At 65.5% G+C, this 12,448-nt stretch carries 12 protein-coding genes; 8 read left to right on the top strand and 4 right to left on the bottom strand.

The annotated features are described in order from the left end of the window. Positions 1-4 precede the first annotated feature (4 nt). From LJ656_RS19725 to LJ656_RS19700, 6 genes are all read left to right on the top strand, one after another. Positions 5-2,299 (top strand): polysaccharide biosynthesis tyrosine autokinase, encoded by a 2,295-nt coding sequence (locus LJ656_RS19725; RefSeq protein WP_230511051.1) that lies wholly within the window; start codon positions 5-7, stop codon positions 2,297-2,299. Then, entirely contained in the window at positions 2,296-3,564 is a 1,269-nt protein-coding gene (locus LJ656_RS19720) for a glycosyltransferase (protein ID WP_230511050.1), read from the top strand. The genes LJ656_RS19725 and LJ656_RS19720 overlap by 4 nt, the downstream gene beginning before the upstream one ends. Beyond that, positions 3,561-4,715 (top strand): polysaccharide pyruvyl transferase family protein, encoded by a 1,155-nt coding sequence (locus LJ656_RS19715; protein ID WP_230511049.1) that lies wholly within the window; start codon positions 3,561-3,563, stop codon positions 4,713-4,715. The genes LJ656_RS19720 and LJ656_RS19715 overlap by 4 nt, the downstream gene beginning before the upstream one ends. 12 nt (positions 4,716-4,727) lie before the next feature. Continuing rightward, positions 4,728-6,047 (top strand): lipopolysaccharide biosynthesis protein, encoded by a 1,320-nt coding sequence (locus tag LJ656_RS19710; RefSeq protein ID WP_230511048.1) that lies wholly within the window; start codon positions 4,728-4,730, stop codon positions 6,045-6,047. Then, complete coding sequence (locus LJ656_RS19705) at positions 6,037-7,143, top strand: hypothetical protein (protein ID WP_230511047.1); 1,107 nt, start codon at positions 6,037-6,039, stop codon at positions 7,141-7,143. The genes LJ656_RS19710 and LJ656_RS19705 overlap by 11 nt, the downstream gene beginning before the upstream one ends. Positions 7,144-7,234: 91 nt before the next feature. Then, a complete protein-coding gene (locus LJ656_RS19700; RefSeq protein WP_230511046.1) occupies positions 7,235-8,149 on the top strand; it encodes a cellulase family glycosylhydrolase in 915 nt (304 codons plus the stop codon). Here the strand turns inward: LJ656_RS19700 and LJ656_RS34880 are convergent. The 4 genes from LJ656_RS34880 to LJ656_RS19685 all read right to left on the bottom strand — a co-directional run bounded on the left by LJ656_RS34880 (position 8,146) and on the right by LJ656_RS19685 (position 10,645). Further along, positions 8,146-8,280 carry a hypothetical protein gene (locus LJ656_RS34880; protein WP_268998687.1) on the bottom strand — a complete coding sequence of 45 codons (135 nt, stop codon included), beginning with the start codon at positions 8,278-8,280 and terminating at the stop codon, positions 8,146-8,148. The two genes, LJ656_RS19700 and LJ656_RS34880, sit on opposite strands and share 4 nt — an antisense overlap. A 15-nt stretch (positions 8,281-8,295) precedes the next feature. Continuing rightward, complete coding sequence (locus LJ656_RS19695; protein WP_230511045.1) at positions 8,296-8,916, bottom strand: LysE family translocator; 621 nt, start codon at positions 8,914-8,916, stop codon at positions 8,296-8,298. Between the two features lie 143 nt (positions 8,917-9,059). Continuing rightward, a complete protein-coding gene (locus tag LJ656_RS19690) occupies positions 9,060-9,638 on the bottom strand; it encodes a hypothetical protein (RefSeq protein ID WP_230511044.1) in 579 nt (192 codons plus the stop codon). Between the two features lie 365 nt (positions 9,639-10,003). Further along, the gene (locus LJ656_RS19685; protein ID WP_230511043.1) at positions 10,004-10,645 is read right to left on the bottom strand and encodes an IMPACT family protein; all 642 of its coding nucleotides are present in this window, start codon (positions 10,643-10,645) and stop codon (positions 10,004-10,006) included. A gap of 154 nt (positions 10,646-10,799) precedes the next feature. On the opposite strand from LJ656_RS19685, the gene LJ656_RS19680 reads away from it, so the two are divergent. Then, a complete protein-coding gene (locus LJ656_RS19680) occupies positions 10,800-11,426 on the top strand; it encodes a LysE family translocator (protein WP_230511042.1) in 627 nt (208 codons plus the stop codon). Positions 11,427-11,805: 379 nt separating this feature from the next. After that, complete coding sequence (locus LJ656_RS19675) at positions 11,806-12,435, top strand: 2-hydroxychromene-2-carboxylate isomerase (protein ID WP_230511041.1); 630 nt, start codon at positions 11,806-11,808, stop codon at positions 12,433-12,435. Positions 12,436-12,448: the final 13 nt, after the last annotated feature.

The raw sequence follows: 12,448 nt of genomic DNA, 5'->3' as shown, positions 1-12,448 counted from the left end.
GACCATGAAATCGCTGCAATCGCCCGATAACGAGGCGCTCAAACCAGCCGACGACGAGATCGATCTGGTCCGGCTGATCGACATCTTCGTCGACTATCGCTGGGTCATTGTGAAGGTCTGCGTCGCGTGCATCGCGCTCGCGACCGCCTTTGCCTTTCTGATGCCGCCGCGCTACCAGGCCGATATTTCGATTCAGGTCGAGGACGGCAGCGGAATGGCGTCCGCGCAGAGCCTGCTGGGCGACGTGTCGTCGCTGTTCAACTACAACTCGCCGACTTCGGCGGAGCAGCAGATCATGGCGTCGCGGCTGGTGGTGACGAGCGTCGTCGACGAACTGCGCAGCTATATCGTCGTGCGGCCGAGCCGCTTCCCGCTCGTCGGCGACTTCGTTTCCCGCTTCAACGACGGCGTGACGCGTCCGGGCCTGCTCGGCATCGGCGGCTGGGCGTGGGGCACCGAAAGCGCCGAGGTCGTGCAGTTCGACGTGCCCAGGCGCCTGCAAGGCGACAGCTTTTCGCTGACCGTGCTGCCCGGGGGCCGCTACCGGCTCGCGGGCTGGGATCTCGACCACGCGGTCACCGGCACGCTCGGCGAGCGGGCGATGTTCGACACGAGCTACGGGCCGATCACGCTGCTGGTCAAGGCGGTCGATGCGCAGCCCGGCACCAGATTCAAACTGGTCCGCAAGTCGAAGCTCGATGCGATCGCGAGCATGCAGGACGGGCTCGACATTCAGGAGAAGATCAAGTCGTCAGGGGTACTGATCGCGACGCTGAAGGGCCGCGATCCGCTCGTGGTGCGCGACCAGTTGCAGGCGGTGGGCCGTTATTACGTGCAGCAGAACGTCGAGCGCAAGGCGGCCGAAGCGGCGCAATCGCTGACCTTTCTCGATACGCAGGTGCCGCAGCTGAAAAAGCAGCTCGAAGCGTCGCAACTGCGCTACACGAAGCTGCGCGACAAACAGGGGTCGGTCGATCTGTCGGAGGAAGCGAAGCTCGCGCTGCAGCAGAGCGCGGAGTCGAAGACACGGATGCTCGAATTGCAGCAGAAGCGCGACGAACTGGCCGCGCGCTTCACCAATGCGCATCCGCAGGTGGCCGCACTCGACGCGCAGATCGCGACGCTGCGCACGCAGCAACGCACGTTCGACGAGCAGATCAAACGCCTGCCCGACATGCAGCAGGATGCCGTGCGTTTGCTGCTCGACGTGAAGGTCGATACCGAGCTGTACACCGCGCTGCTGAACAACGTGCAGCAACTGAAGCTGGTCAAGGCCGGCAAGACCGGCAGCGTGCGGGTCGTCGATACCGCGGTGGTGCCCGAGCAGATCGCGTTTCCGAACCGGCCGGTGACGATCGCCGCCGGTGCGTTGCTCGGCCTGTTGCTCGGCATCGGCTTCGCGGTCGCGCACAGCTTCCTGTTCGCCGGCATCTCCGAAGCGGAGGAAATCGAGCGCCAGGTCGGCCTGCACGTGTACGCGCTGATTCCCGAATCGCGTCACCAGCAGCAGCTCGATCGCGGTGCGTCGGCCGAGGTGTTGGGGCTGCGTCTGCTCGCGCTGGAGCAGCCCGGCGAACCGGCGGTCGAGAGCATGCGCAGTCTGCGCACCGCGCTGCAGTTCGCGATGTCGAATGCGCACAACAACGTGATTCTGATTTCCGGCACCACGCCCGGCGTCGGCAAATCCTTCGTGTCGGCCAATTTCGCGGCGCTGCTCGCGAGCAGCGGCAAGCGCGTGCTGCTGATCGACGCGGATTTGCGGCGCGGTTCGCTGCACCGCTACTTCGGCCGCCAGCGTGAGCGCGGGCTGGTGGACCTGATCGCCGACGTGCTGCCGCGCGAAGAGGTGATCCAGCGCGACGTGGTGCCGAATCTCGACTTCATCGCCACCGGCGCGTTGCCGCCGAATGCGGGCGAACTGCTGCTGCACCGGCGCGTCGCCGAGCTGTTCGAGGCAGTCGCGCGCGACTACGACGTGGTGCTCGTCGATACGCCGCCGGTGCTCGCGGTGACCGACGCGGTGATGCTGTCCGCGCATTGCGCGACGGTGATGCTGGTCGCGCGCGCGGGCCTGACGCGCGCCGCGGATCTGGCCGAATGCGTGCGACGGCTCGCGCAGGCAGGCTGCGCGGTCACCGGCGCGATTCTGAACGGCATCGATCCGAAATCGGCGCGCCGTTCGTACGGCCGCAAGAACGGCAGCTACCGATTCGTTCAGTACAGCTACGAAGACACCTCGTGCAGCGGCGCGCGCGGCTGCTGGCAGCGACTGATCGAGCGTGTCGGACGGAGACGATGATGCAAACCACGGCGGGGGAGACCTTGGAGCTGGACGAGGCGGCGCGTAAAGCGGGTGAAGTGAACGAAGCGAACGAAGCGCTGGGCGAGTCCGGGCGCGAGTCCGGCGACGGCAAAGCGCGGCGGCGCTTGCGGATCGTGTTGGTGGTCGAGGCGGCGGCCGGCGGGGTCGCGGTTCATATCGCCGATCTGGTGCGCGGGCTGCGCAAGCTGGGCGGCTTCGAAATTCATCTGGTGGTGCCGCACGGCAAGCGTTTCGATGACGTGATCCTCGGCGACGAGGTGCTCGCGCAATGCGACTCCGTGCAGCGCGTGACGATGCATCGCCCGGTCGGCGCGACCGACATGCTCGCGTTCGCGCAGCTGTTTCGCTGCCTGCAGCGGCTGCGTCCCGATATCGTGCACAGCCATAGCTCAAAGGCGGGCGCGCTCGCGCGGCTGTGTTTCGGGCCGTGGAAACAGGTGTATACGCCGCACGCGGTCTATACGCTCAATCCGTATCTGCCGCGCGGGCAGAAGCGTTTTTATGGCCTGATCGAAGGCCTGCTCGGCCGCTTTCGCAGCGATCGCATCATCGCGGTGTCGCTCGACGAGGCCGAGCATCTGCAACAGACGCTGCATATCGCCGCGTCGCGCATCGAGACGATTTTCAACGGCGTGCCGGTGCCGCGACTGTTCTCGCGCGCCGATGCGCGCGCCGCGCTCGACCTGCCGCGCGACGCCGTGGTGATCGGATTCGTCGGGCGGCTCGATTTTCAGAAGGGCGTCGATCGGCTCGCGCGGGTCGCGCGCACGCTGCTCGAACGAGGCCTGCGCGAAGTCGTGTTCGCGGTGCTGGGTCCCGGCGATTTCGCGCTTGCCGCGGGTCTGGACGAGCGCAGCATCCCGGCCAACGTGCGCGTGCTCGGCGCGATTCCCGACGCGCGCCGCTACTTCTCCGCGTTCGACGTGTTCGCGCTGCCGAGCCGCTACGAAGGGTTTCCGTATGTGGTGCTCGAAGCGATGGCGGCCGGCGTGCCGGTCGCGTCGACCCGCGTGTCCGGCGCGGCCGAGCTGATCGACGCGCAACAACTCGGCTACGTGGTGCCGAACGAGGACGACGTGACGCTGTTCGCGGACGCGCTCGATGGGCTGGTTCGCGAGCCCGCGCTGCGCGAACGCCTGCGCCGCAACTGCGAGCGCACCGCCGAGCGATTTTCCGCGGCCGCGATGGTCGAGCGGACCGCGCACGTTTATCGCCAACTGATCGAAAAGGATTCCCGATGAAAAAGCCGACGCGGGTGGTGCTGCTGCAAGCGTACAGCTCGAAAAATTCCGGCGACGCACTGCTCGTCGATCTTTCCGTCGCTCTGCTCAAGCGCGCGTTCGGCGATGCGACCGAGGTCGCGATCGTGGCCGCTGACCCCGCGTCGTTCGCCGGCTATCCGAACGTGTATCCGGCCCCGGTGCTCGCGCAGAGCGGTCTCGCTCGCGTCGGCGGCGCGCTGGGCGGGCTGTTCGCCGGCGGCTTATATAGCCGGATGCGCGAGCTGTCGCAACGGCTAGCCTCCGCCGATGTGGTGGTCGGCGTCGGTGGCGGCTATCTGCGCGCGCGTAATCTGAGCGAGGCGCTCAAGCTCGAGGCGGGGCATCTGTTGCAGATGCGCGCGGCGTGCCGCTCGGGCAAACCGGTCGTGTATCTGCCGCAGAGCATCGGCCCCGCGATTCCCGCGCTGCCGCTGCGCAACCATCTGACACGAATGCTCGGCAGATTTTCGGCAGTCTTCGTGCGCGACGATCGCTCGGCGGCTTTCCTCGCGCGCAATGCGAATACCCGGCGCGCATCGGATCTGGCGGTACTCGATATCGAGCGGCGCAGCGCGCAGATCGCCGCGCTTGCCCGCGATGCGGATCAGCAGGTCAGGCACGTTGCGTTCGTGCTGCGCAAGGCGCCGAGCTGGAATGCGCTGCAGCGGCAGCGCTATCAAGCCTCGACCCGCAAGCTGATTCGCGAGCTGGCCGGCAGGTGCCGGATCAGCTTCGCAGTCCAGAGCACCGGGCGAGGCAATGACGATCTCGCTTATTACCGCAGCATAGGCATTCAGCGCGAACTGGTGTCGCTAAAGGAACTGCTCGCGACCGACCGGCCGGACGTGGTCGTCTCGGTGCGGCTGCATGGAGCGCTGGAGTCAATTCTGAGCGGCGTGCCGGCGTATCACCTGAGCTATGAGCGCAAAGGCTTCGGCGCGTATGGCGACCTCGGTTTGAACGACTGGGTCAGCAATGCGGCGGACTTCGATCCGGCCGGCGTGATCGCGACGATCCTCGCGCCCGGCGCGATTCGCGAGTTCTGGGCCAATACCTCGCGCGCCTGCGAACGGATTCGCGCGGACCGCGATGAGATCATCGCGGCGCTGCGCGCGACGCGCGGCGGATAGCAAGGGCGGCTGATGCAACTGCTCGTTCGCCTCGGCTTCCGGATTGCGGCGCTGGCGCTGAAATTCGTGCTGACGATCGTCGTCGCGCGGGTACTCGGGTTCGCGGCGGTCGCCGATTATGGTCTCGCGCTGGCGTTGTCGGTGGTGGCGTCGAAATTGCTCGGGCTTGGTTTCAGCATCGAAATCAACCGGCGCCTGAGCGCGGAACAGCCGCTGCCGGCGATTCATGACGCGCGCCGCGTGTTGCTGCTGTATGGCGCCGTGTATGCGGCGATCGCGGCGGGCGTGGCCGGTGTGTATCACGCCGGTGTGTTCGACCGCTTTACCCGGATCGCCCCCGGCATTCTGTGGGGCGTGATGTTGGTGGCTTTTTCCGAGCACGCGGGGCTGGAGACGACCTCCTATGTGTTTTCGCTGCATCGCGCGCGCGCCGGCGCAGTGCTGCTATTTATCCGCACCGGCGGCTGGGCGGTGGTTGCAATTGCGGTGCTGCTCGCCGGCCTGAGCCGGTCGATCGAAACGATCTTTGCGTTGTGGTGTGGCACGAATGTATTCGCGTCGCTCGCCGCTTTGTGGTGCATCGCGCGGCGTGAGCGCGAATTGAAGTTGAACCGCGAGCGGGCGAAGTGCGATGCGGTGGCTCGGAGCAGCAACGGCGGCTTCCGCTCGGTGTGGATCGACGGCATGCCGTTCTTCGTCGCGACAACGTTGCTTTCAGGGCTTCAGTATGGCGAACGATTTCTGGCGAGCCAGGTTTTCTCCAGCTACACGCTCGGCCGCTATGTGTTCGCATGGTCGATCTCGAGTTCGATCCAGACCATCGCGTACGCGACGATCGTCGTGACCGCCGGCCCTCGTCTGGTTCGTGCACTGAGCGGCGGCCATCACGCGGCGCGTCTGTTCCATGCGACGTTGCGGCGCGCGCTGCTGGCCAGTATTGGCATTACGCTGCTGGCGGCGGTCGCGATCGTGCTCGTGCATCAGCCGCTTTTCCACATCGCGCGCGAGCCGTCAGGCCGGCAGGAATTCGGCATGCTGCTGGTCCTGCTGATTTCGTTCGTGCTCCGATCTATCGCCGACGTGTACTGGGCCGCTGCAATTGCATTGCGGGCCGGAAAACGCGTGGCCCTCGCGATGTGCTGCGTGACGCTCGCCTGCGTGCCCATCGAGTGGATGCTGATCAGAGAACTGGACGAAATCGGCGCGGCACTCGCGCATCTGAGCGCGAGCGTGGGCATCGTCGCGATCCTTGCGTGGATCGTGATGCGCACGCACGCGCCGAATCCGGCCGCGATTGCGGTCGTGCCCGAGGAGGCCGCCCATGTTGCGTAAAGTTCTGAATGCCGGCCCGCGTTTGAGCAAGGGCACGGTGCGGCTGTTCGCGAGTCTGACGATCTTTGTCTACGCGACGCTCTATTGGAAAGCGAGCGCGTTCCTGCCGGAATTCGTGTTTCGCGACTCCGACAAGATTCAGTCTCAGGTCGGCGGGTCCAGCACCTACCAGGACACCTCATTCGACGCGGTCGCGAAGTTCTATGCGGCGCTCGGCGACAGCGGCAGCGAGCTGTTCGTGCTGGCTGTCGGGGTCGTGTTTATCTGGCTGATGATCGGCTTGTCGAAACGCGTCGGCAGTCTGCTCGTGAATGTCGTGCTGGTCGCGCCGTGCCTGTTCTTCAACCTGTTCGTCGCGAGCAAGGACACGCTGGTCGTGCTGATGTCGGTCGTGCTGGTGCTGATCGCGCGCACACGCAGCGCGTGGTATGTCGCGGTCGCGGCGCTCGCCTGTTATGCCGGCTATGCGGCGACGGTCCGCATCTACTTCGCGCTGATTCTGGCGATCGCGATGGGCGCGTGGGTTTATCGCACCGGGTCGTTGCGGCGCAAAACCGTGCTGCTGCTCGCGGTGCTGCTGGTTCTTTATGTGCTGCCGGAGCACGCGTATTTCGCGCTGATGCATCCGCGCGACATGGCGGTCGATTATCTGGTGGCGGGCTCGCCGTACGGCGCGCGCACCAGCTTCTACAACCTGGTCGAACCAGCGTCGTTCGCGGCGTTCTGCATCGACTACGCGTACGCGATTCTGAAGCTCAACGTGCCGGTGCTGTTTTATCCGGGTCCGAAGGAATGGGTGATGCTCGCGTTCGTGTGGATCGTGCTTGGCTCGGCGTTCCGCCGGTTGCCCGCGCAGCCGGCGCTCGCGCACGCAGGCACGAGCGCGGTCGATCTGCTCGCGTGTCTCGTGATCGGGCACATCGCGGTGTCGACGCTGTTCGAGCCGGACCTGGGCAGCTATATCCGGCATTTATCGAGTGTCGCGCTGTTTTGCGGGTGGCGGCTCAGCTATCTTGCCGCACGCTCGGGCAGTCCGTCCGGGTTGGCATTCGGGCGGCGCATGCCGCTGCAACTGCAGGCCGACCCGAAACAATAGGGCCACTATGTACTCGCTGACGAATCGACTTAAACGATGCGCGCTTGCGCTATCTCTGCTCTGTGCGTTCGGTCTCGCCCACGCGCAGCAATTGCGGCCATGGCCGGCCAATCGCCACGGTTCGATCAGAACCGGGACGCAGGTCAAGATCGAGCGCTTCGATACCGATGCGGCGACCCGCATCAAGGCCGCGGGATTCAGCTTCGTGCGCTTCGGCGTCTGGGTCGACGCGCTGCGCTCCGCCGACTATCGCCAGCGGGTGGTCCGCGCATTCGCGAGCGCTCGCGCAGCGGATCTGCCGGTCCTGCTAACCGTGCGTTCGACCCGCGCTCTGATGCCGGCCGGCCTCGATCGGCCGGCCGGCGAAGCACACCTGCGCGACGCCGCCGCGCAACTGGTGCAGGCCGTGAGCGAGTTGTCGCGCACCTACCGCGCGCAGATGCTGGCGGTCGAATTGTGGAATGAACCGGATTTGCCGGCTTATTGGCCGACAGCACAGGTCGACACGACGTTTCCGTTGTATATGAACGCGGTATGCGCGGGACTCGCCGCGAATCCGGTAACGGTGCCGGTGATCGGCTTCGGCTTCTCGACCGCGCCGGTCGCGGGCACCGCTGCGGAAAAGCTGTTGCGCAGCGTGACGGCCGGTTCCGCGCATTGTCTCGCCGCGGTGTCGTACCACGCGTACGGGATGAGCGTGCCGCAGATTCAGCAGGCGGCCAGCGAAATTCGCGCGCGCTACGGCGTGCCCGCGCTGATCACCGAATGGGGGGTGTCGTCCGGCGGCAGCGGCGGTGTCGCTGCGCAATCGCAGCGCATCGGCGCGCTGCTGGCGAAGCGCAATACGCTCGCGACGCCGCTGATTTCAATCTACGAATGGCAGGACACGGCGACTGCGAAGAATGCCCGCGAGCGCAATTTCGGCCTGGTGGACCCGCTCGGCGCAGCGAAGCCGGCGCTGGGCGCGGCGATCTCGGCGCTGGGGCGGCACGCGGCGGGCGGCTAGCGCGGCGGCCGCGAACGGCCGAGTCGCGCGGTCGCCTTGCAGACCAGCGCGACGCACAGCATCAGCACGACGAGGATTTCGCCGGCGACGAAAGCGAGTGCAGTGACGACGGACTGGACGATCCGCTTCATCAGTAATCCGATCGATCAGGCACGCCGCACCAGCAGGAAGCTCACGCCGATCGCAGCCAGAAAGCCGCCGCAGCAGCGATTGAACCAGCGGCGGATGTCGGCGCGTCCGAGCCACTTGCCCAGATACATGCCGGCCCACGAATACAGCGCGATCGCCACGCATTCGAGGACCAGAAAGCTCGCGCCGAGCACCGCGAATTGCGGCACGATCGGCCGCGCGAGGTCGACGAACTGCGGCAGAAACGCGGTGAACACCAGAATCGCTTTCGGATTGCCGGCGGCCACGAAAAACTCCTGCCGCGCGATGCGGGCGAGCGACGCGGGCTGTGCGTGCGAGCTATCGATCGCCGGCGCGTCGCTGCGCCATAACTGGATGGCCAGCCAGATCAGATACGCGGCGCCGGCGAGCTTGATCGCGAGGAACACCCACTCGGACGCGTGCAGCACGACCGCGAGGCCGGTCGCGGCGAGCGCGAGCATCAGCGTGAACGCGAGCAGCCGGCCGCTGCCGCCGACGAACGCCTTCACGAAGCCGTGTCGCGCGGCGACGTTGATCGACAGCAGGTTGTTGGGGCCGGGCGCGAGGTTGATCGCGAAACAGGCGGGTAAAAAGAATAGCCAGGCGGCAATGGACATGACGGCTCGCACGCTGAACGGGGATGACGATGCGGTGCGCGCCGGTAACGGGTGGAGCGGGGTAGAGCGGCTAGGGGTTAGCGGCGCGCGCCGCCGGTAGCGCGATTGTAGCGAAATCGCGCGTGACCCCGGCCGGCACGCGTTCAGTTCACCGCATTGATAAAGCCGGGGTCGCCGATCAACGTATCGACGCTCGCTTTGACTGTGTCCTCGATCGCGATCGTGCTGTTGGTGAACTTCGGCGACTTGTGCTTCACGGTGCGGGTGGTCGTGAACATCACCTTGCGGGTCGCCGCGTCGGTGACCACGTAGCGCATTTTCAGCGTCCACAGTGCCGGCGAGCGGGTGTCGTCGACCGAGAAGGTTTCGATGCTGCCGCTAAGCACGCGGCGCTTGTCGTCGACCCGGAATCCGGCGATCCGCAGGTTGCTCGCGACGCTGTTGCGCACGATCTCATTGATCTCGTCCTTCATCACGACGCCGGTCATCGCGGTGTTTTCAATGCGGTTCGACGAAATCCGGCCCGCGCGCGCGGACTCGTAGACGAACTCGCGCGCGGGCGCGACGCTGAGCGAGCCGGTGCCGTGCGTCTTCGAGGTCGCGGCGGGCGCGCTGCTGTTCAGGCCGAACCATGACCACGAGCAGGCGGACAGCAGCAGCGGCAACCCCGCGACGCAACCCTTGAGCGCGACGGATCTCAACGATGAACGCAGGGTGGGCATGCGGAACGAAGCGGCGGTCGAGGTCAGAGCAAATGCCTTTTTAGGGAGTGATCCGGAGAGCAGCATGGTAGCAGCGAAGCGGCCCGTTGCAATTTAGACCGGGCAAAAGGACGGGACAACGATCCCGGTCCGGTTTCACGCAGCCAGCCGCGCGGCGGACCGGGCGGGCCGGGCCATCATAGCCAGCCGGCTGGCTCGTGGCTACCGGGAGGACTACCCAACCGCTCTTCGCCCATGTTTGCACGCGCAACTGTAAGGGCTCGCGATGAGAACATTGTGAAAATGCGTGGCGGGTCGGCGCGTCAACGGTTGAGCGGATTCCTTGCCGTGCGGCAGCAAAGCGCCGGAACAGGCCGGCGCAATGATCAGAAAAAGCCCGCTTTTCCCTGCGTCAGATCGGTGACCGTGCGTTTCGCGTCGTCGAGCGCGGTGGCGGGCACGCGCATCGTCATCTTGACCAGCATTCCGTACGCGCTGTTCACCAGCGGGTAGCCTTGCGCGTCCATCCAGCGGCGCACCTTCGCTTCGTCGGCATAACTGACTTCCACGCCGAGCGACAGCTGGGCAATCCGCTCGACGCGCGGCGCATCGAGCAGCGCCGACGCGATCGCATCGGTGTACGCGCGCACCAGCCCGCCGGCGCCGAGCTTCACGCCGCCGTAATAGCGGACCACGGCTGCGAGCACACCGTCCAGATCGTGATGCCGGAGTACTTCGAGAATCGGCCGACCGGCGGTGCCGGACGGTTCGCCGTCGTCGGACATGCCGGACTGGCCGCCCGCCAGCAGCGCCCAGCACACGTGCGTCGCGGCCGGATGCTCGGCGCGCAGACGCTGCAGTTCGGCCATCGCGGCGTCGCGATCGGCGACCGGAATCGCATGCGCGATAAAGCGGCTTTTGCGAATTTCGAGTTCCGCGCTCAGCGGCGCGGGCAAGGTATAGGTGGGCAAGGCAACGAGGCGTGTGGGATAAGGACGGCGCGCCGCAACGGGCGCGATGTCCGTCATGGTAGCGGATCGGTCGCGCTGCGGGCACGCGCGGCGGGCGTTCGATGCCTCGTCTACAATGGCCGTCACGAACGCGCACCGACCTGCACCCACGTACACCGGCCTACGCCGGCCTGCACCGGTGTATCGAGCCAGCGCGTCGCAAGGAGACGACATGCTTGAACTATCCACCCTGGGCACTTTCGTGGCCGTCGTGCTCGGGCTGTTTCTGATTCCGGGTCCGGCCGTTCTGCTGGTGTTGACGCGCACGATGCAAGGCGGCCGCAAGACCGGCATTCTGACCGGCCTGGGGATCGCGGCCGGCGATTTCATTCACACGCTGGGCGCCGCGGTCGGCCTTTCCGCATTGCTGATGACCTCCGCGCTGGCTTTCAACGTCGTGAAATTCGTCGGCGCCGCGTATCTGGTCTATCTGGGCATTCGCGCATTGCGCGCGAAGCAGGCGAGCGCGGATCTTCCGGCGGTCGCGCCGCTGACGGGTTCGAAGGCTTTCCTGCAGGCGATTCCCGCCGAAGTGCTGAATCCGAAAACCGCGCTGTTTTTCCTCGCGTTTCTGCCGCAATTCGTGCGGCCCGAGCACGGCTCGACGTTTCTGCAATTCGCGGCGCTCGGGCTGATTTTCGTCGCCATGGGCGCGCTTTACACGACCTTGCTGGTGCTGACGATGCGGCCGGTCGGCAGACTCGTGAAACGCTTGACGTGGTTGACGCGCTGGCAGAACAAGCTGATCGGCGTGCTGTTCATCTCGCTCGGCCTGCGCGTGGCGGTGCAGACGCGTTGAGCGGGCGGGTGCCGGAGACTGGCTAAAAGAAAACGCGCGTCGTGCGGATAAAGAGTGCTGTATATGCGTACAGCACTCTTTATTTCATGGAGGGGGCGCCGGAAGGATAGGTTGGACCGCGCCGCGAAAGGGACACGCGGGTGACGCAGATGATGCGCTTGAATTCAGGCCAGCGCGAGCATGACCAGCGACGAAACGACAACGACGAAAAGACAGCTCGCGGTTAGCAGGTCGTAAGGAAAATTCATGGTGTGGCTCTCGAACCTGTAAGGCAGAAAGAGCAATCATAGGTACAAGCGCCACGGGCGATTGTTAAGCTTTGCAAGACCGCGCCGCGCGAATCGCGTGTTGCGCACCGCCACCGACTCAGGAGATCGCGATGCCCGACGACCCACTCTCAACGACGCGCACGATCGAATTCTGGTTCGATTTCGGCAGCAATTACAGCTATCTGAGCACGATGCGCATCGAAGCGCTGGCGGACGCGCGCAATGTGCGGATCGTCTGGCGGCCGTTTCTGCTGGGGCCGGTATTTCGCCAGCTCGGCTTCGATAACTCGCCGTTCGTTCTGCAAAAGGAAAAAGGCGCGTACGTGTGGAAAGATATGGAGCGCCAATGCCGCAAATACGGTCTCGCGCTCACGCGTCCGAGCACGTTTCCGCGTGCCGCGTTACTGGCGATGCGCGTAGCGCTGGCCGGTGCGCAAGAGCCGTGGATCGGCGGCTACTGCCGCAAGATCATGCAATTGAATTTCGCCGAGGATCGCGACATCGGTTCGCCCGAGGTCGTCGGCGAAGCGCTCGACACGCTCGGCTTACCCACACAGCGCATTATCGACGCCGCGCTAGCCGACGCGAACAAGCTGCGCCTGCGCGAGCAGACCGAATCGGCCATCAATAAAGGCATATTCGGCGCGCCGACGTTTTTCGTCGGCGGCGAAATGTTCTGGGGCAACGACAGGCTGGAAGATGCTTTGGACTACTGCGAGACGCTGCCGGCGCGCGCCTGAAATCGCGGCGCGC

The sequence above is a fragment of the Paraburkholderia sejongensis genome (genome assembly GCF_020880815.1).
In the GTDB taxonomy this organism is placed as follows: Bacteria; Pseudomonadota; Gammaproteobacteria; order Burkholderiales; family Burkholderiaceae; genus Paraburkholderia; species Paraburkholderia sejongensis.
This window is presented reverse-complemented; position numbering and strand designations above follow the sequence as displayed.

What these genes read in the sequence shown, in the direction of transcription:
- LJ656_RS19710 (WP_230511048.1), top strand. Translation starts at nt 4,728, where the DNA reads ATGCAACTGCTCGTTCGCCTCGGCTTCCGGATTGCGGCGCTGGCGCTG.
- LJ656_RS19680 (WP_230511042.1), top strand. Translation starts at nt 10,800, where the DNA reads ATGCTTGAACTATCCACCCTGGGCACTTTCGTGGCCGTCGTGCTCGGG.
- LJ656_RS19695 (WP_230511045.1), bottom strand. Translation starts at nt 8,916, where the DNA reads ATGTCCATTGCCGCCTGGCTATTCTTTTTACCCGCCTGTTTCGCGATC.
- LJ656_RS19715 (WP_230511049.1), top strand. Translation starts at nt 3,561, where the DNA reads ATGAAAAAGCCGACGCGGGTGGTGCTGCTGCAAGCGTACAGCTCGAAA.
- LJ656_RS19675 (WP_230511041.1), top strand. Translation starts at nt 11,806, where the DNA reads ATGCCCGACGACCCACTCTCAACGACGCGCACGATCGAATTCTGGTTC.
- LJ656_RS19705 (WP_230511047.1), top strand. Translation starts at nt 6,037, where the DNA reads ATGTTGCGTAAAGTTCTGAATGCCGGCCCGCGTTTGAGCAAGGGCACG.
- LJ656_RS19725 (WP_230511051.1), top strand. Translation starts at nt 5, where the DNA reads ATGAAATCGCTGCAATCGCCCGATAACGAGGCGCTCAAACCAGCCGAC.
- LJ656_RS34880 (WP_268998687.1), bottom strand. Translation starts at nt 8,280, where the DNA reads ATGAAGCGGATCGTCCAGTCCGTCGTCACTGCACTCGCTTTCGTCGCC.
- LJ656_RS19720 (WP_230511050.1), top strand. Translation starts at nt 2,296, where the DNA reads ATGATGCAAACCACGGCGGGGGAGACCTTGGAGCTGGACGAGGCGGCG.
- LJ656_RS19690 (WP_230511044.1), bottom strand. Translation starts at nt 9,638, where the DNA reads ATGCCCACCCTGCGTTCATCGTTGAGATCCGTCGCGCTCAAGGGTTGC.
- LJ656_RS19685 (WP_230511043.1), bottom strand. Translation starts at nt 10,645, where the DNA reads ATGACGGACATCGCGCCCGTTGCGGCGCGCCGTCCTTATCCCACACGC.